This window comes from Microlunatus sp. YIM B11417, from assembly GCF_059617205.1.
On sequence record NZ_JCAMPJ010000004.1, the window covers coordinates 120,620 to 144,086 of the forward strand.

General features: G+C 70.6%; 24 protein-coding genes. 14 read left to right on the forward strand and 10 right to left on the reverse strand.

Features of this window, described 5'->3' with window-relative positions:
• Window positions 1-52: 52 nt before the first annotated feature.
• Genes AC6CCG_RS20120 through AC6CCG_RS20140 form a run of 5 tightly spaced genes read left to right on the forward strand, consistent with a single transcriptional unit; the run spans window position 53 to window position 4,807 of the window.
• Window positions 53-1,249: an extracellular solute-binding protein gene (locus AC6CCG_RS20120; RefSeq protein WP_496656407.1), complete on the forward strand. Its 1,197-nt coding sequence runs from the start codon at window positions 53-55 to the stop codon at window positions 1,247-1,249.
• The gene (locus AC6CCG_RS20125; RefSeq protein ID WP_496656408.1) at window positions 1,246-2,160 is read left to right on the forward strand and encodes a carbohydrate ABC transporter permease; all 915 of its coding nucleotides are present in this window, start codon (window positions 1,246-1,248) and stop codon (window positions 2,158-2,160) included. The genes AC6CCG_RS20120 and AC6CCG_RS20125 overlap by 4 nt, the downstream gene beginning before the upstream one ends.
• A complete protein-coding gene (locus AC6CCG_RS20130) occupies window positions 2,160-2,978 on the forward strand; it encodes a carbohydrate ABC transporter permease (protein WP_496656910.1) in 819 nt (272 codons plus the stop codon). The genes AC6CCG_RS20125 and AC6CCG_RS20130 overlap by 1 nt, the downstream gene beginning before the upstream one ends.
• A 22-nt stretch (window positions 2,979-3,000) precedes the next feature.
• The gene (locus AC6CCG_RS20135) at window positions 3,001-3,795 is read left to right on the forward strand and encodes a ThuA domain-containing protein (RefSeq protein WP_496656410.1); all 795 of its coding nucleotides are present in this window, start codon (window positions 3,001-3,003) and stop codon (window positions 3,793-3,795) included.
• Window positions 3,788-4,807: a Gfo/Idh/MocA family protein gene (locus AC6CCG_RS20140; protein ID WP_496656411.1), complete on the forward strand. Its 1,020-nt coding sequence runs from the start codon at window positions 3,788-3,790 to the stop codon at window positions 4,805-4,807. The genes AC6CCG_RS20135 and AC6CCG_RS20140 overlap by 8 nt, the downstream gene beginning before the upstream one ends.
• On the opposite strand, the gene AC6CCG_RS20145 is transcribed toward AC6CCG_RS20140, so the two are convergent.
• Both AC6CCG_RS20145 and AC6CCG_RS20150 read right to left on the reverse strand, forming a co-directional pair.
• Window positions 4,791-5,177 (reverse strand): hypothetical protein, encoded by a 387-nt coding sequence (locus AC6CCG_RS20145; protein ID WP_496656412.1) that lies wholly within the window; start codon window positions 5,175-5,177, stop codon window positions 4,791-4,793. The genes AC6CCG_RS20140 and AC6CCG_RS20145 overlap by 17 nt on opposite strands.
• Window positions 5,174-5,701: a PadR family transcriptional regulator gene (locus AC6CCG_RS20150; RefSeq protein WP_496656413.1), complete on the reverse strand. Its 528-nt coding sequence runs from the start codon at window positions 5,699-5,701 to the stop codon at window positions 5,174-5,176. Before AC6CCG_RS20150 ends, AC6CCG_RS20145 begins: the two co-directional genes overlap by 4 nt.
• Before the next feature lie 113 nt (window positions 5,702-5,814).
• Between AC6CCG_RS20150 and AC6CCG_RS20155 the strand changes: the two genes are divergently transcribed.
• Window positions 5,815-6,642: a phytanoyl-CoA dioxygenase family protein gene (locus AC6CCG_RS20155; RefSeq protein ID WP_496656414.1), complete on the forward strand. Its 828-nt coding sequence runs from the start codon at window positions 5,815-5,817 to the stop codon at window positions 6,640-6,642.
• A gap of 26 nt (window positions 6,643-6,668) precedes the next feature.
• On the opposite strand, the gene AC6CCG_RS20160 is transcribed toward AC6CCG_RS20155, so the two are convergent.
• Entirely contained in the window at window positions 6,669-7,559 is an 891-nt protein-coding gene (locus AC6CCG_RS20160; RefSeq protein ID WP_496656415.1) for an SDR family oxidoreductase, read from the reverse strand.
• 105 nt (window positions 7,560-7,664) lie between these two features.
• On the opposite strand from AC6CCG_RS20160, the gene AC6CCG_RS20165 reads away from it, so the two are divergent.
• From AC6CCG_RS20165 to AC6CCG_RS20175, 3 genes are all read left to right on the forward strand, one after another.
• Entirely contained in the window at window positions 7,665-8,261 is a 597-nt protein-coding gene (locus AC6CCG_RS20165) for an acyl-CoA-like ligand-binding transcription factor (RefSeq protein ID WP_496656416.1), read from the forward strand.
• A gap of 147 nt (window positions 8,262-8,408) precedes the next feature.
• The gene (locus tag AC6CCG_RS20170; RefSeq protein ID WP_496656417.1) at window positions 8,409-8,711 is read left to right on the forward strand and encodes a hypothetical protein; all 303 of its coding nucleotides are present in this window, start codon (window positions 8,409-8,411) and stop codon (window positions 8,709-8,711) included.
• Between the two features lie 66 nt (window positions 8,712-8,777).
• Window positions 8,778-11,654, forward strand: a complete 2,877-nt coding sequence (locus AC6CCG_RS20175; protein WP_496656418.1) for a helix-turn-helix transcriptional regulator — start codon at window positions 8,778-8,780, stop codon at window positions 11,652-11,654.
• A gap of 22 nt (window positions 11,655-11,676) precedes the next feature.
• Here AC6CCG_RS20175 and AC6CCG_RS20180 read toward each other — a convergent pair whose 3' ends face one another.
• A complete protein-coding gene (locus tag AC6CCG_RS20180; RefSeq protein ID WP_496656419.1) occupies window positions 11,677-12,519 on the reverse strand; it encodes an NAD(P)H-binding protein in 843 nt (280 codons plus the stop codon).
• Window positions 12,520-12,574: 55 nt separating this feature from the next.
• On the opposite strand from AC6CCG_RS20180, the gene AC6CCG_RS20185 reads away from it, so the two are divergent.
• Window positions 12,575-12,961: a winged helix-turn-helix transcriptional regulator gene (locus AC6CCG_RS20185; RefSeq protein WP_496656420.1), complete on the forward strand. Its 387-nt coding sequence runs from the start codon at window positions 12,575-12,577 to the stop codon at window positions 12,959-12,961.
• 22 nt (window positions 12,962-12,983) lie between these two features.
• Here the strand turns inward: AC6CCG_RS20185 and AC6CCG_RS20190 are convergent, their stop codons facing one another.
• The 5 genes from AC6CCG_RS20190 to AC6CCG_RS20210 form a co-directional block, all read right to left on the reverse strand.
• The gene (locus tag AC6CCG_RS20190) at window positions 12,984-15,464 is read right to left on the reverse strand and encodes an ABC transporter permease (protein ID WP_496656421.1); all 2,481 of its coding nucleotides are present in this window, start codon (window positions 15,462-15,464) and stop codon (window positions 12,984-12,986) included.
• Window positions 15,465-16,253: an ABC transporter ATP-binding protein gene (locus AC6CCG_RS20195; RefSeq protein WP_496656422.1), complete on the reverse strand. Its 789-nt coding sequence runs from the start codon at window positions 16,251-16,253 to the stop codon at window positions 15,465-15,467.
• Window positions 16,254-16,434: 181 nt separating this feature from the next.
• On the reverse strand, window positions 16,435-17,094 hold the full coding sequence (locus AC6CCG_RS20200; RefSeq protein ID WP_496656423.1) for a response regulator: 660 nt from the start codon (window positions 17,092-17,094) through the stop codon (window positions 16,435-16,437).
• Window positions 17,095-17,104: 10 nt separating this feature from the next.
• Window positions 17,105-18,409, reverse strand: coding sequence for a sensor histidine kinase (locus AC6CCG_RS20205; RefSeq protein WP_496656424.1), 1,305 nt, complete (start codon window positions 18,407-18,409; stop codon window positions 17,105-17,107).
• 144 nt (window positions 18,410-18,553) lie between these two features.
• Window positions 18,554-19,168: a hypothetical protein gene (locus tag AC6CCG_RS20210; protein ID WP_496656425.1), complete on the reverse strand. Its 615-nt coding sequence runs from the start codon at window positions 19,166-19,168 to the stop codon at window positions 18,554-18,556.
• A 72-nt stretch (window positions 19,169-19,240) separates the two neighbouring features.
• Between AC6CCG_RS20210 and AC6CCG_RS20215 the strand changes: the two genes are divergently transcribed.
• From AC6CCG_RS20215 to pyrH, 4 genes are all read left to right on the forward strand, one after another.
• Window positions 19,241-19,381 carry a DLW-39 family protein gene (locus AC6CCG_RS20215; RefSeq protein ID WP_496656426.1) on the forward strand — a complete coding sequence of 47 codons (141 nt, stop codon included), beginning with the start codon at window positions 19,241-19,243 and terminating at the stop codon, window positions 19,379-19,381.
• Between the two features lie 76 nt (window positions 19,382-19,457).
• Window positions 19,458-19,838 (forward strand): ArsR/SmtB family transcription factor, encoded by a 381-nt coding sequence (locus AC6CCG_RS20220; RefSeq protein ID WP_496656427.1) that lies wholly within the window; start codon window positions 19,458-19,460, stop codon window positions 19,836-19,838.
• Window positions 19,835-20,359 (forward strand): SRPBCC domain-containing protein, encoded by a 525-nt coding sequence (locus tag AC6CCG_RS20225; protein ID WP_496656428.1) that lies wholly within the window; start codon window positions 19,835-19,837, stop codon window positions 20,357-20,359. The genes AC6CCG_RS20220 and AC6CCG_RS20225 overlap by 4 nt, the downstream gene beginning before the upstream one ends.
• A complete protein-coding gene (gene pyrH / locus AC6CCG_RS20230) occupies window positions 20,359-21,081 on the forward strand; it encodes a UMP kinase (RefSeq protein ID WP_496656430.1) in 723 nt (240 codons plus the stop codon). Before AC6CCG_RS20225 ends, pyrH begins: the two co-directional genes overlap by 1 nt.
• Window positions 21,082-21,088: 7 nt before the next feature.
• Here pyrH and AC6CCG_RS20235 read toward each other — a convergent pair whose 3' ends face one another.
• Window positions 21,089-23,449 carry a phosphoketolase family protein gene (locus AC6CCG_RS20235; protein ID WP_496656431.1) on the reverse strand — a complete coding sequence of 787 codons (2,361 nt, stop codon included), beginning with the start codon at window positions 23,447-23,449 and terminating at the stop codon, window positions 21,089-21,091.
• Between the last annotated feature and the right edge of the window lie 18 nt (window positions 23,450-23,467).

Below are 23,467 nucleotides of genomic sequence, written 5' to 3' on the forward strand. Positions count from 1 at the left end.
GGGAAGGCGGAGTGGTTAAGCGCTTTGACACCAGCGAAGGAGCTGATGATCGATGACCTGGCAACGCGTGGCCGCGGCGTGTGCCGCCGCCCTGCTGGCGACCCTGCCGGCCTGCTCGTCGAGCGGCGGCGGGAACGCCGACCCGAACCGGCTCTCGGTGCTCGACTACTACAACGACGAACCGGATCACACGCTGATCCAGCAGGGCCTGGACCGTTGCGCCGACCAGCTCGGCGTGACGCTGGACCGGGAGTCGGTCCCCGGCGACGACCTGATCGCGAAGGTGCTGCAGCGCGCGTCCTCGGACACGCTGCCGGACGTGCTGATGCTGGACAACCCGGACGTCCAGCAGATCGCGGCCGCCGGGGCCCTGGTGCCGCTGGCCGACGACACCGGTGAGTACGCGGACGGGGTGGTGTCGGCGACGACGTACCAGGGTCGGAACTACGGCCTGGTCCCGGTGGTCAACACGATCGCGGTGTTCTACAACACCGAGCTGCTCCGCGAGGCCGGGGTCGAGCCGCCGCGGACCTGGGCCGAGCTGCGGGAGGCGGCTCGCACGCTGACCACGCCGGAGCACTACGGCATCGCCTTCGACGCCGACGCCAGCTACGAGGGCGCCTGGCAGTTCCTGCCGGCGATGTGGACCAACGGCGGCGACGAGACCGACCTGACCAGTCCGCAGGTCGCCGAGGCGTTGCGCCTCTGGGTCGACCTGGTGCAGGACGGGTCCGCCTCCCGCAGCGTGATCAACTGGTCCCAGGGCGACGTCAAGGACCAGTTCGTGGCCGGCAAGGCCGCGATGATGATCAACGGGCCGTGGAACATCCCGTCGATGAGCGAGACCCCGGACGTCAAGTGGGACGTCGTCCAGTTCCCGGTACGGGAGCCGGGCCAGACGCCGGTCGCGCCGCTCGGCGGGGAGGCCTGGACGGTGCCGCACACCGGCCGGGAGGCCAAGCAGGGCAAGGCCGCCGAGTTCGTCAGCTGCCTCAGCTCGCCGGAGAACCAGCTGGCCTGGGCCAAGGCCCGCTACACGGTGCCGACCCGGACCGCGTTGATCGAGGACTACGTCGCCGACGTACCGGTGATGAAGCCGTTCGCCGACCAGGTGATCACCGCACGGGCCCGGACCGGCAAGCTGGGGCCGGACTGGCCGGACGCTGCCAAGATCATCTACGAGTCGATCCAGCTGGCGCTGACCGGCCAGGTGGCACCGGACGACGCGTTCCGGACGGTGATCGGATGACCGGCACGGTGACTGCGACCCGGCGCCGGCACCAGTTCCGGGACCGGCTGGCCAAGCTGGCCTTCGTGCTGCCGGCCGGGATCGCCATGCTGCTGCTGTTCGGCTACCCGATCGTGCAGAACCTGATCATGAGCCTGCAGGCGTACGATCTCCGGACGTTCTTCACCGGCGAGGCACCGTGGGTCGGCCTGGCCAACTACGCGACGGTGATCACCGACCGGATCTTCTCCCGGGCCTTGATCAACACAGCCCTGTTCACCGCCGGCTCGCTGATCTTCCAGTTCGCGATCGGGATGGCGCTGGCCGTGTTCTTCAAGAACCGGTTCCCGCTGGCGCCGACGCTGCGAGCGCTGCTGCTGTTGCCCTGGCTGCTGCCGCTGATCGTCTCCAGTGCGACCTGGCGTTCGATCCTGGAGGCCGACAGCGGGATCCTGAACCGGACGCTGCGGGCGATCGGCATCATCGAGGACCCGATCCCGTGGCTGGCCTCGCCGTCCGTCGCGCTGATCTCGGTGATCATGGTCAACATCTGGGTCGGCATCCCGTTCAACGTGACCCTGCTCTACGGCGGGCTGCAGGACATCCCGGAGGAACTGTACGAGGCGGGCGCGCTGGACGGGGCGACCGGCTGGCGGGCCTTCTGGCAGATCACCTGGCCCAACCTGCGCGCCGTCGTCGGGGTGGTGCTGGTGCTCGGCGTGGTCTACACGCTGAAGGTGCTCGACATCATCCTCGGCCTGACCGGCGGCGGACCGGCCAACGCGACCCAGACGTTGGCGACGGTGGCCTACCAGCGGTCGTTCGTGGAGTTCGAGTTCGGCCAGGGCGCGGCGCTGAGCAACCTGCTGATCGCGATCGCGATGATCTTCGCCGGGTTCTATCTGTGGCGGACCAGGAAGGAGGCCGCGTGATGCACCGGGACACGACACTGCGGCGCGGCCTGCTGACGGCCGTCGGGGTGCTGATCCTCTGTCTGATGCTGTTCCCCGTCTACTGGATGATCAACGCCTCGTTCCAGACCGGCGGCAATACGCTGTCCGGCGCGATCTTTCCGCTCGAGCCGACGCTGGAGGGCTACCGGTCGGCGATCGAGGACCAGGGCCAGAACCTGATCACCAGCCTGATCATCGCGGCCGGCACGGTCGTGTTCAGCCTGGCGTTGGCGGCGCCGTGTGCGTACGGCCTGGCGCAGTTCCGGTTCCGCTGGACCGGCATCGCCCTGCTGGCGATCCTGATCTCGCAGATGATCCCGGGCATCGTGATCGCGAACGCCCTCTACACCGCGTACGAGCGGATCGGCCTGCTGAACTCCATCCCAGGCCTGATCCTGGCCAACTCGACCGCCTCGATCCCGTTCGCGGTGCTGATCATGAGGTCGTTCATGCTGGCGCTGCCGCCGTCGCTGGTCGAGGCGGCCCGGGTGGACGGCGCGAACCAGTTCCGGGCGTTCGTCTCGGTGGTGCTGCCGGTCAGCCGGAACTCCTTGATCACGGCAGGACTGTTCACGTTCCTGTTCTCCTGGAGCGACTTCCTGTTCGCGCTGACCCTGACCACCACCGCGGACCTGCGGCCGGTCACGCTCGGCATCTACGAGTACCTGGGCACCCAGGTACAGAACTGGAGCGCGGTGATGGCGACCGCCGTGCTCTCCGCGATCCCCGCGATCGTGCTGCTGATCGCCGCCCAGAAGTATGTCGCCGCCGGAATCGCCGGCGGTGCTGTGAAATGATCAAGGAAACAGGGGAGAGAACATGACCGCACCGGTACGGGTGCTCGTCTGGGGCGAGAACCGGCACGAGCAGGTGGAGCCGCACGTCCGGGAGATCTACCCGGACGGCATGCACACCACGATCGCCGAGGGGATCAGCGAACGGCTGGGGGAGCGGGCCGTGGTGCGCACGACGACGCTCGACGAGCCCGACCACGGCCTCACCGAACAGGTGCTGGCCGAGACCGATGTACTGGTCTGGTGGGGTCACGCGGCGCACGGCGAGGTGTCGGACACCGTGGTCGAGCGGGTGCACGAGCACGTGCTGTCCGGTCTCGGGCTGCTGGTGCTGCACTCCGGGCACTGGTCCAAGATCTTCGGCAAGCTGATGGGCACCACCTGCACCCTGCGCTGGCGAAGCGAGCAGGACCGCGAGCTGGTCTGGACCGTCAACCCGACCCACCCGATCGCCCAGGGCGTGCCGAACCCGATCATCATCGACCAGCAGGAGATGTACGGCGAGTTCTTCGACATCCCCACCCCGGACGAGTTGGTCTTCATTTCCTCCTTCACCGGCGGCGAGGTGTTCCGGTCCGGCTGCACGTTCCGCCGCGGCCACGGCAAGATCTTCTTCTTCTCGCCCGGTGATCAGGACTATCCGGTCTACCACCACCAGGACGTCCGGACCGTCATCGCGAACGGCGTCCAGTGGGCCCGGCCCGAGGTGGAGCGGAAGCTGCCCGTCCTGCTCCGGTACGAGACCGACGACTTCTTCAACGGCCACGGCTACACCGGAGCGATCAAGAGCGAATCCCAGGAGGCGGACGCCGATGCCTGAACCCGGGTCGGCTGAACCGCTCCGGCTGATCCAGGCCGGCGCCGGCGGGATGGGCCGGGCCTGGCTCCGGACGATCGCCGACAACCCGGACGTGCAGCTGGTCGGGCTGGTCGACCTCGACCCGGCGGTGGCCGAGGCGGCCGCGGCCGATCATGGCTTCGCCGGTGTCACGGTCGCCACCTCGGTGCCGGACCTGTTGCAGCGCACCGAGGCCGACGCGTTGATCAACGTCACGGTGCCGGAGGCCCACCGCCCGGTGTCGGAGCAGGCCCTTCAGCACGGCCTGGCGGTGCTCTGCGAGAAGCCGCTGGCTCCGTCGGTCGCCGAGTGCCGCACCATGATCGACTCCGCGGCGGCGGCCGGCCGGCTGCTGATGGTGTCGCAGTCGCGGCGTTACTTCCGGACCCTGCACGCCTTCGAGCGCCAGCTGACCAAGCTCGGCCGGCCGGAACTGCTCACCTGCGAGTTCTTCAAGGCGCCGCACTTCGGCGGTTTCCGGGACGCGATGGCCGAGCCACTGCTGGTGGACATGGCGATCCACCAGTTCGACCTGGCCCGCAAGCTGATCGGCGCCGAGCCGGTCGCGGTCCGCTGTCGCTCCTTCAACCCGTCCTGGAGCTGGTACGCCGGCAACGCGGCGGCGGAGGCGACGTTCGAGTTCGCCGGCGGCGCCGTGTTCACGTTCGTCGGCAGCTGGTGCTCGCCGGGCCTGGAGACCTCCTGGAACGGCAGTTGGCGGGCCAGCACGGCGGCCGGGACGGCCCGCTGGGACGGTGACCATGCTCCGGTGGCCGAGCTCGCCGACGGCACCGCGATCCCGTCCGAGGTCGGCACCGAGCCGGAGCAGATCGCCGGCAGCCTGGCCGAGTTCGTCCGCGCGCTCCGGACCGGCGAGGCCCCGCAGAGCGAGGCCCGGACCAACATCAACAGCGTCGCCATGGTCGAGGCCGCGGTCCGGTCCAGTCAGACCGGGACGACCGTCGCCCTGGCCGATCTCACGCGGTCGGACTGAGCGCGATGATCAGCACACTCGCGCTGAGCAGGGTGCTGACCGGGATCTGGACGATGCGTTCGTTGCGGCTCCGCGACATCACGTTCGGCACGATGCTCAGGACGCAGTAGCCGAACAGGATCCAGGTCAGCACCATGATCACGGGCAGCGTGCTGCCGGGTAGGACGCCGGCCCGGCTCAGCAGCAGGGCGGCGAAGCCGGCATAGAGTCCGAGCGCGACGACCGCGGCCACCCGCAGCCGGCTCGGCAGCACCCGATGCCGGCCGCCCCAGGCGATCGATCCCAGGGGTGCGCCGGCGAGCAGCAGAAGCTGCATCACGGCCAGCCCGGTCAACAGGGCCAGCGCGACGACCAGCGCGACCGTGATCATGCTCGGATCCCGGCCGGCGGCTCGGACAACAGTTCGGCCAGCCAGCCGACCAGGCCCTGACCGGCGCTCAGGCCGAAGTCCAGCACCCGGCGGGGATAGCGGCCGGTTTCATGATCGGCTTCGAGGTCGGTCTTGACCTGCTGCAGCGAGCGATGATCGGCGACGGCGCGCTGATGGAGCGCGCTCAGCACCTCGCGACGCTGGTGCGGATCATCGACCAGGCCGAGCAGGAACACCCGGGCCAGGGCGGCCAGCTCGGTGTCCTCGGCCGATCCCGGCGTCCGCATCCAGTCCAGCCAGGTCCGCCTGCCGCGCGCGGTGACCCGGTAGCGCTTCTTGCCCCGCGCCGCGTCGGAACTCTCGACCACCGCGACCTCGCCGGCGTCGGCCAGCTGGCGCAGCGCCCGATGAATGCTGCCGAAGCTGGCGGCGTAGATGTGCGAGATCCCGGAGCCGAACCGGCGGTGCAGGTCGTACAGCGTCTGTGGCTGAGCCAGCAACAGCCCCAGGATGAAGTACTTCACCCGGTCAATGTATCTCCGAGATATGTCGTAGCCAAGGTACGGCGGAATCTTCCAGGTGCCTCGACGGGATCTTCCATGGTTCGCCGGTGATCGCTCCGCCGAGAATGGTGATCATGACGAGCGTGCAGTCCGAGCGGACCCTTCCGCTGAACGACGAGGAGTTCCGGGCCTGGGAGGCCGACGGCTATCACGTGGCCCGCGGCCTGTTCTCGGCCGACGAGGTCGGGGCGATCCGGGACCGGTTCGACCGGCTGGCGGAGCGGCGCGAGGCGATCGAGGGGCACTGGGCGTACGACCCGGAGGCGACCGACGTGCTCGGCCGGTACCCGCGGGTCATGCATCCGCACGAGATCGACCCGGCCAACGTGGACCTCTACCTCGATCGCCGGGTGCAGCGGGTTCTGCGCCAGTTGATGGGCGAGGAGGTCATCGGCTGCCAGACGATGTTCTACTTCAAGCCGCCGGGCGCCCGCGGCCAGGCCTTCCACCAGGACAACTACTACCTGCTGGTGCAGCCGTACACCTGTATCGCGGCCTGGCTCGCGGTGGACCGCTCGTACCCGGAGAACGGCGGCCTGCAGGTCTGCCCGGGCACCCACACGATGGACCTGGAATGCCCGGACGACGCCGACCTGTCGACCAGCTTCGTGGACGACTACGTGGCGCCGCCGGCGGGCCACGAGCCGGTCGGTCTGGACCTCGCTCCCGGCGACATGCTGTTCTTCACCGGCAGCGTGATCCACGGCTCGGGCCCGAACGCCACCGAGAACGAGTGGCGCCGCTCCTTCATCAGCCACTACATGCCGGTCAGCGCCACCCACATCGGCGGCTGGTACCTCCCGCACATGATGGACTTCGACGGCAACCCGGTGACCCGGGAGACCACGGCCTGGGGCGGTCCCTGCGGCGAGGAGAGCCCGAGGTTCCGCGGCTTCCACTGATGATCATGGTCAGCTGACGATCATGATCAGCGGTCGGCGCCGACCAGGGGCGGCACCAGGGTGGCCAACCGGGTCTTGAGATCCGGAGCCATGGCGCGGTCCCGGTCGGTCTCGGGCGGTAGCGCGTCGAAGATCAACTGGAAGCGCTGCTCGAGCACCGGGGCGATGTAGCGGTCGGTGATCACGTACAGCTCGCCGGACCGGACCGCGGCCAGCACCTGCCGGCCGACCTCGTCCGGGGACAGCCCGCGCTCCTTGAGCAGGGTCTCCGCGATCGACACCCGCGGATCGTCCTCGCGGCCCTCGATCCGGGCGCTGTTGCGGATCACGTCGGTGGCCACGAAGCCGGGGCACAGCACGGTGACGCCGATCCCGTTCTCGGTCAGCTCGGGCTGCTGCCGCAGGGACTCGGAGAGCCCGACGACGGCGAACTTGCTGGTCGCGTACGTGAGGTTCGGGCTCGCGATCAGCCCGGCGCCGGATGCCGTGTTGACGATGTGCCCGGGACCGCCGCGGGCGATCATCCGCGGCAGCACGTGCTGGATGCCGTTGACGACGCCGCCGAGGTTCACGCCGAGGACGAGGTCCCAGTTCTCCCAGGTCAGGTCGCCGGCCTTCGCGACCGTACCGAGGCCGGCGTTGTTGCAGAGCACCTCGATCGGCCCGAACCGATCCTCGACCTGGTCGACCACTCGGCCGTAGGCGGCCCGATCGCGGACGTCGAGCCGGTAGCCCACCGCCGCCTCCGGCCGCCCGGCCCGTTCGGCCAGTTCCGCCACGGCCGCGGTCAACCGCTCCTCGTCGAGATCTGCCAGCGCCACCCTCGCGCCGGCCTCGACGAACGCCCGCGCCAGGCCGAGCCCGATGCCCTGCGCTCCGCCGGTGATGAAGACCGTACGGCCCGCGATGTCCCTCATCCGTCCTCCTCCTCGTGTCCGTACCTCCAGAATAGTGACAGTTACTGTCATTTAAAAGACACTGTCACATTGCTTCGGCCTGACCCGCTGGAGAGAATGGCGGGCATGAATCCGCCCGGGCTGCGCGAGCGCAAGAAGCAGCGCACCCGGACCGCGATCCAGCAGCAGGCGTTGCGGCTCTACCGGGAGCAGGGCTATGCCCGCACCACCACCGAGCAGATCGCCGCCGCCGCGGACGTCTCGCCCAGCACGTTCTTCCGCTACTTCCCGACCAAGACCGACACCGTGCTGTACGACCGGCTGGATCCGCTGGCGGTCGATGCGATCCTGGCCCAGCCGGCCGACGTGGCGCCGCTGCGGGCCGTACGGAACGCGCTGCTCAAGGTGCTGAACGAGCTCAGTCCGGACGAGTTGGCGCTGGAGGCCAGCCGCTGGCGACTGGTCAGTGAGGTGCCGGAACTGCGGGCCGCCGCGTCCGCGCAGATCGAGACCACGCTGCCGGTGTTCGCCGAGGTGATCGGGCAACGGGTCGGCCGCCCGGCCGACGACGAGGCCGTGGTCGCCTGGACCGGGGCGGTCGTCGGCGTGATCATCGCCAGCCTGTTCGCCGCCTTCGACCGGGACGAGCCGGACCTGATCGGTGCCGTGCACCGCGGGTTGGGCCACCTCGAGGCCGGTCCGGGCTCGCTGACGGAGGCCTGACCGGGCACCTTAGCCGGTGCCTTAGGTACCTTAGGCCGCTCGCCTGAGGCACTCGGCCGCAAAGATCGGGCAGTTGACTCATGTCCCGCACGGGGGCTTAGACCGAGTCTGGATACATCGAGAAAGAACGATGTGGAAGGTACTCCGATGAGCCTCAACAGTGACTACTTCATCACCGCCGTAGTGACGCAGCGGGTGGCCGAGCTGACCGCGGAGGCCGACCGGGACCGACTGGCGCGCGAAGCCCTGGCCGGCCGGCCGAACTGGCTGCAGCGGCACTTCGCCAAGCGTCGGCGCCGCAACCCCGCCGGGTTCGAGTCGGCGCCGCAGCCCGCCCCGCAGCCGGAACCGGCTCAGCAGCCGGAGCCGGCCCAGCCCGAGCCGGTCGAGACCGGACCGAAGGCCTCGGCCCGTGAGTTGGTCGGGTCCGGACGGGTCAACGGGATCTGATCGGGTTCGCCGTGGTGACACGATGGACGCATGGATCGTCCGGGCGGTACGAGATTCGGACATAACATGCCGAAACGCATGGTGGGCCGCGAGCCGCAACTCGAGGAGTTGCACCGCCTGCTCGGAGCCGCCGCCGGTGGCAGCAGTCGACTGATCCTGGTCGGCGGCGACACCGGCGGCGGCAAGACCACGTTGGTGCACGCCTTCGCGACCGGACTGGCCGGCGCCGACATCGCGGTCGAACTGACCGAGTGCGTGCCGCTGGAGGGTCTGGCCTACGCCCCGATCAGCCAGCTGCTGCGCCGGATGATCGACGTCCACGGCGCGGACCGGGTGCTCGCCTGGGCCGGTGCGTCCCGGGGTGGCCTGTCCGCGCTGCTGCCGGACCTGGTCGCGACGCCGGTGGCGCCGGAGACGCTGCGGCTCCAGCTGTACGAGGCGGTCGCGCACGTGATCGAGCAGGCCAGCCGGGTCCGCCCGCTGGTCCTGATCATCGAGGACGTGCACTGGGCCGATCAGTCCACCCGGCAGCTGCTCGGCTTCCTGACCCGCGCCCTGGTCGACGCGCCGGTGCTGATGATCATGACCTTCCGCCGGGACGAACTGACCCGTCGCCATCCGGTCCGGACCTTCCTGGCCGAGATCGGCCGGCTGCCGCAGGTACGCCGGATCGAGCTGCCCCGGCTGTCCCGGGACGAGGCCACCGAACTGTTGATCGACCTGATCGGCCGGGACCCGGACCAGGCCATGATCGAGTTGATCATGCAGCGGAGCGAGGGCGTACCGTACTTCATCGAGGAGCTGGCCCGGTCCAGTCAGGACGGCCGGGACTGTCTTCCGGACAGCCTGCGGGACGCCCTCGGCCTGCGGGTCCAGGCGTTGTCGGAGGAGACCCAGGCGGTGCTGCGGATTGCGGCGATCGGCGGTCTCCGGGTCGATCACACGGTGCTCGAAGGAGTGGCCCGGGTCGCCGGCCGGACAACGGCGGCCGAGCTCGACGACGCGCTCCGGGAGGCGACCGACGCGCAGGTGCTGCGGACCGACGACACCGGCTACGTGTTCAGCCATGCCCTGCTGCAGGAGACGATCAACGAGGACGTGCTGCCCGGTCAGCGGGCCCGGCTGCACGCCAATTACGCCACGGTGCTGGAGGGGCTGACCGAGCTACCGGAGCGGATCCGGGTGACCGAGATCGCGCGGCACTGGTTCGGCGCTCATGATCAGAGACTGGCCTTCTCCTGGGCCCACCGGGCGGCCCGGACGGACGATGTCGCCGCGCACGAGTCGCTGCTCATGTACGACCGGGTGCTGGAGCTCTGGGACCAGGTGGAGGCGCCGGAGACGATCACCGGCCCGCGGGCGCGGGTGCTGCAGGCGGCTGCTGAGCAGGCGCTGGCCGCGGTGGAGCCGGAGCGGGCGCTGGCGTTGATCAACGAATCCCTGGCCGAGTCCGCCGATGATGATCATGAGGGCCGGGCCGCCCGGCTGATGATCAAGGCCCGGCTGTTGACGACGCTGATCCGGCCGGGCAGCGTCGAGGCCGCGCGACAGGCCGTGGCCTTGGTGCCCGCCGAGCCGCCGACGCCGCTGCGGGCCGAGGTGCTGAACCGGTTGGCGATGGACCTGATGCTGGAGCAGGGCGACCAGGTCGAGGGGCTCGCGGTCGCCCGGGAGCTGGTCGAGCTGTCCCGGCGGCTCGGGCTGCCGGACCTGGAGTCGCACGCCCACAACACGGCCGGCAGCCTGCTGGTCGCCGCCGGCGAGGAGGAGGCCGGGCTGGCGGAACTGGCGCTCGCCGAACCGCTGGCCCGCGGCGACGCCGCGACCATGATCAGGTACTACATCAACGGATCGGACGCCGAGTACTGGGCCGGCCGCTACCGGACGGCGGCGGAGACCGCCCGGGCCGGCATCGACGCCGCCTACGGCCTCGGCCTGGACCGGACCATGGGTGCGATGCTGGCCGGCAACTCCGCCTGGCCGCTGCTGGCCCTCGGCGACTGGACCGAGGCCGGCCGGGTGGTCGACGCGGCCCTGCGGCTGGAGCCGCCGGCCAAGCACCGGACCCACCTCCGGATGATCAGAGGCTGGCTCACCCTGTGGTGGGGCGACGTGCCGGCCGCCGAACAGGTGCTCGCCGAGTTCCGGTCCATGATCACCGAGGACCTCACCTCGCCGCAGTACGGGATGATGGCGCTCGGCCTGGAACTGTGGCTGGGCCGCTGGACCGAGGATCCGGACCGGACCTGGCGGGCCACCGGTCAGATCCTGCGGAACTGGGACCGGCTGCACGGCGGCATGGTGTTCGAGCCGCTGGCCGTCGCCGCCTGGGCGGCCCGGCTGCTGGACGGCGGCGCGGGGGAGCGGGTCGAGGTGGTTCGTGATCATCTTCGGCGCAGCCTGCCGATGACGATCCGCGACTTCTGGCAGCCCGTCATCGAGGCCGAACTGGCCGGGACGGCCGAACCCTGGCGCGAGGCCTGGACCGCGACGGCCACCTCGAACGGCCCGGCCGTGATCCGTCCCTACGTCGGCCTGCGGCTGGCCCAGACGCTGGCCGCGACCGGTGACGGCGCTGCCGAGGTGATCACCGAGGCCACGGCGGCCGCGACCAGGCTTGGCTCGGGCCTGCTGGTCGGCGCCCTTCGCGAGGCGGGCCGGCGGTCCGGACTCGTACCCACCGACGAGCCGAGCGTTCCCGCCGGACCGCTGGACGGCCTGACCCCGCGCGAACGCGAGGTGCTGACCCTCGTCGCGCAGGGCCGGACCAACGGCGAGATCGCCCGCGAACTGGTGATCAGTACGAAGACGGCCAGCGTCCACGTCTCGAACATCCTGACCAAGTTCGGCGTCACCAACCGCGGCGAGGCGGCCGCCCTCGCCAGAAACCTGCCGACCGGTCACCAAAGCAGCCGTTCTGGCGGCGTGTCGCTGCGGAAGTGACCGGTCGGCGAGGCCACCGAGCTCAGCGGAACAGCTCAGCGTGCCGTTCCGCCCAGTCCCGGAACGTCCGCGGAGCGCGTCCGAGCACCGTCTCGATGTCCGCGCTGACGGCAGTCTCGGCCGGAGTCGGGTCGCCGAGGATGGCGAGCGTGCCGTCCGCGACCGGCTCCGGCATCGCCTGCAGCAGCTGGGTGCGGGCCTGCTCCCGGCTCACCTCGACGAAGCTCAGTGGATGACCCAGCACCTCCGCCAGCGCGTCCACCCGTTCCCGCGGAGTCGTCGCGACGGGCCCGGTCAGTGTGTAGGTCCGGCCCGTGTGCCCCGGCTCGGTGAGCGCGGCGGCGGCGACCTCGGCCAGGTCCCGCGGATCGACGCTCGGCAGCGCCACGTCGCCGAACGGCGCGTAGACCGCCTTCTCCGAGACGATGCTCGGCGCCCAGGCGACCGCGTTGCTGTGGAAGCCGCCGGCCTGCAGGATCGTCCAATCCAACCCCGACCCTCGGACGGCCTGCTCCAGGACGCGGAGCGGCTCGTGCGACGGCTGCTCGGGGCGGGTGGTCGCGGCCTGTGAGGAGAGCAGGACGACCCGACCGATCCCGGCCTCGCGAGCCAGGGCCAGCACCCGCGGACCGTCCACGTGCGCGCCGGCTCCCGACACGAGCAGGAACAGGGCTTCGTCGCCCGCGAAGGCCGGCGGCAGGGTCGCCGGATCGGCGAGATCGGCGACGACGGTACGGAGCCCGGGCCGGTCGGCGTTCGATCCGGACAGGCCTCGGGAGACTGCGGTGACGGGATGGCCGGCCTCGAGGAGGGCGGTGACGAGCGGTCGTCCGACGTTTCCGGTGGCACCGGTGACAGTGATCATGACGGCACGGTACGAGGATCCGGAAAGCAGGTTCCTCCAGGATAGTATCGGCGCCATGCAGAAGACCTGGCGGCCCGATCCGGCGACCGATCCGGTGCAGGCCTGCCCGATCGCGCCCGTCGTGGATGTCGTGTTCAGCCGGTGGACGACCCCGATCCTGTGGGCGCTGCACGAGTTCGGCACCCACCGGTTCGTCGAGCTGGAGCGGCGGCTGGACCAGATCACCCCGAAGGTGCTCACCCAGCGGCTGCGCCAGCTGGAGCGGGACGGCCTGGTCGAGCGGCGCTACCACGCCGAGGTGCCGCCCCGGGTGGAGTACGAGATCACCGACCTGGGCCGGAGCCTGGCCCCGGTCTTCGCCGCCCTGGGCGAATGGTCCGCCGCCCACCTGCCCGAGGTCGAGCAGGCGAGGGCGGCGTACACAGGTCCGCTGCCGCGCTGAGCCCGTACGGACCCGGACGCGGTCACGTCGCGGCGGCGAGGGCGGCGGCGGGCGGCGTCCGCGCGGCCCGGATGCCCGGCAGGACCGAGGCGACCGCGCCGGCCAGCAGCGCCGCGGCGACCACGAACGCCGTCTGCGGCGCCGAGATGGCATAGACCGTTCCCGTCATGCCGGACTCCCGAGCCAGCGCGGTCGTACCGAGGAAGCCGAAGCCGATCCCCGCACCGACGCCGACCGCGGCCGCGACCAGGGCCAGCACGACCGCCTCGATCGCGAGCATCCGGCGCAGCTGACGGCGCTCCAGGCCGAGCGCCCGGAGCAGGGCCGATTCGCGCTCACGCTCGATCACCGACAGGCCCAGGGTGTTGCCGACGCCGATCAGGGCGATGACGATGGCGACGCCGAGCAGCGCGGTGGCGCCGGCCAGCAGGCCGTCGATCAACTGGTTGAGTTCCGCCGCCTGGGCGAGCGACCCGCCGATCACGACTCCCTGCCGCTGGTCGACGGCGGCGACCACGCCCGCCGACACCGCCTGGGCGGCCGATCGGTTGGCCGCCGACGCCCAGACCGCGGCGATCGGTGCCTTCGGGGCGACGGTGGCCAGCGCCGAGTCGCGGACCACGAGCATGAAGTCCTCGGGGATCCGGCTGAACACGAGCCGGTAGGTGGCCGTACGGTCGCCGACCGTCACCGACACCTGGTCGCCCTCGGCAAGATCGAGCAGCCGCGCCGTGTACGGGCCGATCATCGCCACGTCGTCCGCGGCCAGTCGGTCCAGCCCGTCCCGGATCACGGTGCCGGCGTTCTCACCGAGCCCGGCCAGCGTCACGTCCTGCGGCCCGTCCTGGCGGCCGGTCAGCTTGCCGCCGACCTGGCGGACCGTGGTGGTCGCGCTGATCCCCGGCACCTCGGACAGCCCGGTGATCAGGTCGACCGGCAGCGGCTCGGTGCCGGCCGACACCGTCACGTCCACCGGGAAGCGCAGTTGGGCGTCGGCGTCCGTCGTCGCCTTCACGCTGGCCGCGCCGACCTGCAGCGTGACCACCAGGCCGACGGCGATCATCAGCGCCGCACAGGTCGCTGCGGCCCGGCCGGGATGGCGCAGCGTGTTCGCGGCCGCGACCCGGCTCACCGGACCGAACCGGCGCAGGATCAGGCTGACCGCACGGACCAGCAGCGGTACGTACACGGGTGCCGCGACCACGATGCCGAGCCCGAGCGCGAACGCACCGGCGATCGCCGGCAGCAGCACCCCGCTGCGCGCGGTCAGGGCGTAGGCGATCACCGCACCGCCGGCCAGGATCAAGATCAACGCCAGCCCGCCGATGATCATGGTCCGGCGCCGCTCCACCCGATGATCATCGACCGGCCGCAACGCCTCCAGCGGCGTGATCCGGCTGGTCCGGGCGGCCGGAACGCTGGCCGCGACCACCGTCACCAGGACGCCCACGGCGGCGGCCAGGGCCAGCCGCAGCCAGGGCAGGGCCAGCCCGTTGCCGATCGAGCCGGACACCGCGGCGCCGATGGTGGCCAGCCCGATGCCCAGCGCGACTCCGGCGACCGAGCCGATCACGCCGACCAGCACCGCCTCGGCCAGCACCATCCGGCGGACATCGCTGCCGGTGGCCCCGACCGCCCGGAGCAGGCCGATCTGCCGGCGCCGCTGGGCGACCAGGATGGCGAACGTGTTGGCGATCATGATCCCGCCGACCAGCAGCGCGACCGCACCGAACCCCTGCAGCAGGATCCCGTACGTGTCCACACCGCCGGACAGGGCCAGCAGGGTCTGCTGGGCCACGTCGTCCGCGGTGGCGACCAGGGCCGTCGGCGGCAGTGCGGCCCGCAGCGCCTCCATCACCTGACCGGGATCGGCACCGGGCGCGGTGGTGATCAGATAGCGCACCGGCCACTGACCGGCGCTCTCCGGATCACCGGCCAGCTGGTCCTGGAAATAGGCGCCGGCGACGTAGCCGGAGTCCTGGATCCCGGAGAACAGGGACTGGGACTGATCGACGATGCCGGTGACGATCATGGTGCGGGGCTGGTCGGTGCCGTCGTCGACGGACACCTCGGAGCCGACCTTGAGTTGGTGCTGCCGGGCCGTGGCCTGGCCGACCGCGACCTGGTCCGCACTGAGCGGCCAGCTGCCCTCGGTGAGGTCGGCCCAGCGCAGCGCCGGTGCCTCGGGGACCGAGCTGATCCGGAGCACCCCGGCGCCCTCCGGCCCGCGGAACTGCAGCCGGCCGGACCACAGCGGCTCGGCCGCAGTCACGCCCGGCACGGCGCGGATCGCGGCCAACTGGTCCGGGTCGGACGACTCGGCGTCGACCACGACATCACTGGTGGAGACGGACTCGGTCGCGGCCTTGGCGACCGCGGCCTGTTCGGTCTCCAGGAAGGTCATGCAGGCGGAGAGGAACGCGACGCTGATGGCGATCGCGCCGAGCACGGCGACCATCCGGCCGGGCGCGTTCCGCAGTTCCCGCAGGGCGAGGCGCAACATCTACTGACCCAGCTCCCGCATCGTCGCCAAGATGTCCTCAGACCCGGGATGATCAAGATCATCGACCAGGCGGCCGTCGGCCAAGATCAACACCCGGTTGGCATAGCTGGCCGCGATCGGGTCGTGGGTGACCATGACGATGGTCTGACCGAGCTCCCGGCTGGCCCGGCGCAGCTCGGCCAGCAGCGCGTGGCCGTTCTTGGAGTCCAGGGCGCCGGTCGGTTCGTCGGCGAACAGCACGTCCGGCCGCGTGATCAGGGCACGGGCGATGGCGACCCGCTGCTGCTGGCCGCCGGACAGCTCGCTGGGCCGGTGGTGCAGCCGCCCGGTCAGCCCGAGCGACTCGACCACGGCCTGGAAATGATCTTCGTCGGGCTTGCGGCCGGCCAGGTCCAGCGGAAGGGCGATGTTCTCCGCCGCGGTCAGCGCCGGCAGCAGGTTGAACGACTGGAAGACGAAGCCGACCTTGTCGCGGCGCAGCCGGGTCAGTTCCCGGTCTCCGAGCCCGCTCAGCTCGTGCCCGCCGAGGAACACCCGGCCGGAGGTGATCGCGTCGAGCCCGGCGAGGCAGTGCATCAGGGTCGACTTGCCGGAGCCGGACGGCCCCATGATCGCGGTGAACGTGCCGCGGTGGATGTTGACGCTGACCGAGTCGAGGGCCCGGACGGCGGTGGCGCCGGATCCGTACACCTTGGTCAGGTTGAGCGTCGACGCGATCACACGCGGCTGCTCGTCGACCGGTGGTTCGGCGACGGCGGCCCGGCGTGCGGCTGCGGCAGGGGTGGACATCAGGCGGACTCCTCGATGGGTGACGTTGCACCACCGAACCTAGAAACCGCGCCCGATCCAGACATCGGAGTGCGGACCGGAGTCCGCTACGACCCCGGTCTGAACGGCGCCCAACGTGCACTGAGCCTGTCGAAGTGCCCGGATCGGACCTTGCCCTTCGACAGGCTCAGGGACGTCACGTCTAGCGGTCGACGACCCCGACCTCGTACGCGAACAGGACCAGGCCCACCCGGTCCCGGATCTGCAGCTTCGACAGCAGCCGGCCGATGTGGGTCTTCACGGTGCCCTCGGCCATGTAGAGCTTGCCGGCGATCTCGGAGTTGGTGGCGCCGATCGCGATCTCCTCGAGCACCTCGATCTCCCGTGCCGTCAGCAGATCCAGCCGCTCGTCGGTCTTGCCGGGGAACGTGCCGGGAAGCTTCGGCACCACATGATCGAGAAGCCGCTTGGTCGCGCTCGGGGCCACCACGGCGTCGCCGGCCGCCACGTTGCGAATGGCGGAGAGCAGGTCCTCGGGCCGGGAATCCTTGAGCAGGAAGCCGCTGGCGCCGGCCTTGAGCGCGGCGAAGACGTACTCGTCGAGATCGAAGGTGGTCAGCACCAGCACCTTGACCGGGTTGCCGGCGGCCGCCAGCCGCTTCGTCGTCTCGACGCCGTCCATCCGTGGCATCCGGATGTCCATCAGGACCACATCCGCCGGAGTCCGTTGCAGGGTGGCGAGTCCGCTGGCTCCGTCGGACGCCTCGCCGACCACCTCAAGATCGTCTTCGGCCTCGATCAGCATCCGGAAGCCGCCCCGCACCAGGGCTTGATCATCGACGAGGAAGACACGGATGGGCACGCTCTGACTCCTAGAAGGGACGCACGTTCGGGTTCGGTGGTGCTGGTTGCTGCGGCGGTGCTGGTTGTTGGGGCGCTTGGGGACGGAAACCGTCCAGCGGCAGGGATGCCCGCACGACGAATCCACCCCCGGGCCTCGGTTGTGCGCTGAGCCTACCGCCGTGCACGCCGACCCGCTCGGACATGCCGCGCAGCCCGTTGCCCCGACCGTCGCCGACCGCGGCCGCCCCTCGGCCGTCGTCGCTGATCTCCAGCTCGATGCTGCCCGGCGTGTACGCGATCCGGACCCAGCACCGGGCGTTCGGGCCGGCGTGCTTGAGCACGTTGGTCAGGGATTCCTGGACGATCCGGTACACGGTCAGGCCGAGCGCCTGGTTGACCATCGGGCGGTCGCCGTACTCGTTGAACCCGGCCAGCGGACTGGTCCGCCGGACCAGGTCACCAAGATCATCGAGCCCCGGCGTCGGTACGTACTCGGCGTCGGACTCCTCCGCCTCGCCGCGCAGCAGCCGGACCATCTGGCGCATCTCCGCGAGCGCCTGCCGGCTGGTCTCGGCGATCGTGCCGAGCACCTCGGGTGCCCGTTCCGGACGTTTGGCGGCCAGCGCCTTGCCGCCCTCGGCCTGGACCACGATCACCGACAGCGAATGGGCCACGATGTCGTGCAGCTCCCGGGCGATCCGTTGCCGCTCGGTCATCGTCGCGGCGCGTTCCCGCTGCGCCTCCTCGGCGATCAGCAACCGCTGCCGTTCCAGCTCGGACTGGGCCCGCTGGTGTGCGTTCTCGGCCCACTCGTTGCGGCGCCGGCCGAGCAGATAGGCCCCGCCGGTGATCGACGCGCAGGCGAACGCGGTGACGATCAGCAGGGCACCCTTGTCGACGTCGAAGCCGAACCGGAACACCCACCGAACCGGTCCGACCACGGACCCGAACATGGCCAGCGCCACCGCGATCCGGCCCCAGCGGCGGTCGGTCCACCGGGCCGCCGTGTAGACGATGATCGGCACGACGATGATCGCCATCACCGGCTCGCTGATCAGGGCCGCGATCATCAGCGCGATCCCGGCGGCGGCGAGGACGGCGAGCCGGGGCAACTGCCGGCGGATCATCACCGTCGCGGTCAGCGCGAACGACAGCGACGCGGCGATCAGGCCGTCGCCGGTGGTCAGGCCCTCGTAGCCGAGCAGGTACGGGACCACGCAGACGATCTGCAGGGCGACGCAGAAGCCGAAGTCGAAGGCCCAGTGCGGGTCGCGGACGGTCGGCGGCGGGCCGGCCGGGGCAGGTCCGCTGAGGTGCCCGGGCGCCGCGGTCATGACAGAACCCCCGCGGCACGATTCGGCAGGGCGCGGCGGAGGAGCGGCGCGTCGTGGGGTGACTTCATGACGGGGCCAGACTAGAAGCAGATCCGGACCCGTTCATCGGTCCACGGTCGGAACCGGTGCGTGTCCGGGGTCGGATCAGCCGCCCTCGTCCTCGCGTTCGGCGGCGCCGGTGAAGGTGACCGGCTCGTTCACGTCGTCGCCCGGGTCGACGGTGACGGAGATCTGGTCGAGCGCGCTGAACGGGACCGCGAAGCCGAGCGTCGCCGTCGCGTCGTCGCCGGCCGGGATGGGCTCGCTGAACCCGGCCTGCAGTTCGCCGGTCTCGTCGACGATCAGCTTGGCGTCCTCGACATCCTTGTACTGCACGGTGATCAGGCTGTCCTGGGCCGGGAACGGCTCGGTGCCGCCGTTGCTGATCAGGACGGCGACCACGATCAGTTCGCCGTTGGTCTGCTCGGCACCCTTCTCGTGGCTGCCGGCGTTGCGGGCCAGCGGCGCCCCGGCCACCTCGATGGTCAGCCCGTTCTCGAACTCCGCGATGTCGTCGAAGGTGAAGGCGTCCTCGGACGTGGTCGCCGTCGCGGCGGGGGTCGACGGCGCCTCGCTCGGCGGTGCGGCCGGCGGTGGAGTCGAGGTACAGCCGGCCCCGAGCAGCAGCAGTCCGGTGGTGAGCGCCGGCACCAGGCGGCGGGTCAGCCACCGATCAGGGGTCCGGCGGGCGGGTGCGGCGGTGGCCGCCGTGCGACTCATGGACACACGGTAATCGGAGCCCCGGCGCCGCCGCGCATCGCCTCGCCTTCGGACCACGGCTATGGTGGCCGGGTGAAATGGAAGGTGTTGCTGGTAGTCGGGGCCGTCGTGGCCGGAGCGTTGATCGCGGCGCGGCGACGCAACCTCCAGATGCAGGCCGATGCCGAGCTCTGGGCCGAGGCGACTGACCCCGTGCCCAGTCCGCACAAGTAGCCGGAAACCCCTGGTGGAGCCGGGTCAACGCCGGCTCTCGTACCCAAATATCACTGAATGATGATATAAATGTACGGTGAACGATCCGCGGACCGGCATCTTCGAGGTGCTGGCCGACCCGGTCCGGCGGCGGCTGATCGAGCTGCTGTCGGAGGGCCCGCACACGGCCGGTGAGCTGACCGGCGCAGTGATCGACGAGTTCGGGGTCAGTCAGCCCGCCGTCTCGAACGCGCTGCGACTGCTCCGCGACGCCCGGGTCGCCGACTGCGCCCCGGAGGGCCGGCACCGGATCTACACGTTGCGTCCCGAGTCGCTGGAGGAGGCCGAGGGTTGGCTGCGCCGGCGCCGCTCCGGCTGGACCGGGGCCCTGTCCGCGCTGGAGACCGAGGTGGCCCGCGGCCACCGTTCCCGTCGCCGGAACCCGCCGGCCGACCAGTCCGGAAAGGCCTCAGCATGAACGGCGCCGAACTCTTCGACCGGTCGGTGACCAGGACCGACAGCGGTTTCGACCAGACCTTCCGGCACCGCTACCGGACCTCGGTCGAGGACCTGTGGGCGGCGCTGACGACGCCGGACCGGATCGCGCGCTGGCTCGGGGCGGTCGCGGAACGGTCGGCCGACGGGCGGACGCTGGTGATCGACATCGGCTCGGGCGACGCGCTGGCGCCGGCCCGGGTCGTGGTGCGCCACTGCGCCCCGCCGACCGAGCTCGCGGTGGACTGGGCGTGGCAGGGCCGGCCGGCATCGCTGGTGACCGCCGAGCTGCGGCCGGTGGACCAAGATCACGTCGAGCTCACCCTCCGACATCACGCGGTGGCCTCGGAGTCGCTCGTCGTCGGGTACGGTGGCGGCTGGGAGTGGTGCCTGCTCGCGCTCGGGTCCGAAGCCGGAGCCGAGCGCTGGACCGCCGACCGGCTCGACGATCATGAGCGTGCGGCGCACGAGGCCTGGCGACGCGTGCTGGAAGGGGACGGCTGATGGCATCGCGCTACCGACGGGTCGTGCTGAAACTGAGCGGTGAGGCACTCGCCGGTGGTGGTGACGGCTGGGGCGTCGACCCCGCGGTGCTGGACCGGCTCGCCGACGAGGTGCTCACCGTTCACGATCTTGGTGTCGAAGTGGCCGTGGTGGTCGGCGGCGGCAACTACTTCCGCGGCCGGATGGCCGACACCTGGGGCATCGGCCGGGCCGAGGCGGACAACATCGGCATGCTCGGCACGGTGATGAACGCGCTGATGCTGCGCGGCGTGCTGACCGCCAAGGCGAAGACCGAGATCCGGGTGATGACCGCGATCGGAATCCAGAGCGTCGCCGAGCCGTTCATCCGGCTGCGCGCGATGGCCCACCTGGCCCGCGGCTACATCGTGATCTTGGCCGGCGGCATCGGCCAGCCGTACGTCACCACCGACTACCCGGCCGTGCAGCGCTCCCTCGAGCTCGAGGCCGACGCGCTGCTGGTCGCCAAGCGCGGCGTCGACGGCGTGTACGACAGCGATCCCAAGATCAATCCGGACGCCTGCCGCTACACCGAGCTGACCTACGACGAGGCGATCCGGAAGGGCATCTCGATCATGGACGCGGCCGCCTTCGTGCTGGCCGGCGAGCAGGGCCTGGTCATGCACGTCTTCGACATCGACGGGCAGGGCGTCATGCAGCGGATCTGCGAGGGCGAGGATCTCGGCACCATCGTGCACCGCTGATCGTCGATCACCCCTTCCGGGTCCAGGACCAGTTCTTGATCTCGGGCAGGTCCTCCAGCTCCTCGACGACGTAGCGCTCATGATCGGCGAGGCGCTCCTCGCACCAGGCCAGCAGCTCCGACGCTCCCGGCGGGGTGCGCCGGGCGTTGTTGATCGCGTCCATCACCAGATGGAACCGGGACGCGCGGTTGCGGACCGTCATGTCGAACGGGGTGGTCGTGCTGCCCTGCTCGATGAAGCCGCGGACATGGAACCGGTCCGCGTCCGGTCGGCCGTGCACCAGGTGGTGGATCGCTCCCGGGAAGCCGTGGAACGAGAACACGACGTCCACATGATCGGTGAACAGCTCGCGGAAGTACGTGTCCGTGAGCCCGTGCGGATGATCACGGCGGCGCGGCAGCGCCATCAGGTCGATCACGTTGACGACCCGTACCGTCAACTGGGGCATCCGCTCGTTGAGGATCTCGGCCGCGGCGATCGTCTCCATCGTGACCACGTCACCGGCGCAGGCCAGCACCACGTCCGGGTCGCTCGACCCGTCGTCGTTGCCCGCCCACGGCCAGATCGCCGCACCGCGCTGCACCTGGTCGGCCGCCTCGTCGAAGGTGAGCCACTGCTGCTGGGGCTGCTTGTCGATCACGATCAGGTTGACGCAGGAGCGGGACCGCAGGCAGTGGTCGGCGACGTGCAGCAGGGAGTTGGCGTCCGGCGGCAGGTAGACCCGGGAGACGTCGCCGCGGTGCGTGATCACGTTCTGGATCAGGCCCGGCCCCTGATGGGAGAAGCCGTTGTGATCATTGCGCCAGCAGGTGGAGGTGAGCAGGATGTTCAGGCTCGGCACCTTGGCCCGCCAGGTCAGGTGGTTCGCCTCCTCGAGCCACTTGCCGTGTTGGACGGTCTGCGACGCGCTGACCATGGCGAACGCCTCGTAGCTGGCGAACAGCCCGTGCCGCCCGGTCAGCGTGTAGCCCTCCAGCCAGCCGTGGCAGTTGTGCTCGCTGAGCACCTCCATCACCCGGCCACCGGCGCTGATCTTGGTGTCGCCGGGCTCGACCCGTTCGGCGAACATCCGGTCCGAGACGTCGAACACCGCGCCGAGCCGGTTGCTGTTCACCTCGTCCGGGCAGAACAGCCGGAACCGGTCCGGGTTGCGGCGGTACAGCTCGGCCATCAGCTCGCCGAGCCGGCGGGTCGACTCGATCGCCGTACCGAACTCGTCTTCGGTGACCGCGAACCGGCGCAGGTCGGGAAGATCGAGATCGCGGGTGAGCAGGCCACCGTTCGCGTGCGGTGAGGCGCTCATCCGGAGTGGCCCGGCCGGGTTCGCCGCGAGCACCTCGGCGATCGGGGCGCCGGTCCGGTCGAACAGCTCGTCCGGCCGGTACGACCGCAGCCAGGACTCCAACTGGGCCAGGTGATCCGGATTGTCCCGTACCCCCGAGAGTGGGACCTGGTGCGACCGCCAGGTGCCCTCGACCTGCTCGCCGTCCACGGTCTCCGGCCCGGTCCAGCCCTTCGGCGTCCGCAGGATGATCATCGGCCAGTGCGGCCGTTCGCCCGGAGTTCCCCGATCACGGGCGGTCCGCTGGATCTCCCTGATCGACGCGTGGCATTCGGCCAGCGCCGCGGCGAACCGGTGGTGCATCCCCGGCAGATCGGAACCGGTCACCTCGAGCACCCGGTAGCCGTGCCCCTCGAGCAGCGACCGCACCTCGTCCGGCGCCTTGCGCCCGAGCACGGTCGGGCCGGAGATCTTCGCGTCGTTGAGATGCAGGATCGGCAGCACGGCACCGTCGCGGACCGGGTTGAGGAACGAGATCCCCTTCCAGGACCCTTCCAGCGGCCCGGTCTCGGCCTCGCCGTCCCCGACCACGGCGATCGTCAGCAGGTCCGGATTGTCGAACACGCTGCCGAACGCGTGCACCAGCACATAGCCGAGTTCCCCGCCCTCGTGGATCGAACCGGGCGTGGTGACCGAGACGTGGCTGGGAATGCCGCCGGGCGAGGAGAACTGGCGGAACAGCCGGCGCATGCCGGTCTCGTCGCGGGTGACCTCCGGGAAGACCTCGCTGTAGGTCCCTTCCAGCCAGCCGGCCGCGACCAGGGCCGGGCCGCCGTGACCCGGCCCGGTCAGGTAGATCGCCGACTGCCCGGTGTCGCGGATGATCCGGGACGTGTGGGCGTAGATGAAGGACAGGCCCGGACTCGTGCCCCAGTGGCCGAGCAGCCGCGGCTTGATCTGCTCGGGCGTCAGCGGCCGGCGCAGCAACGGGTTGTCCCGTAGATAGATCTGGCCGACCGTCAGATAGTTGGCGGCCCGCCACCAGGCGTCGATGCTGGCGAGTTCTGAGTCCGGCAGTTCGTTCATCGGGTCCCCTCGTCGTGT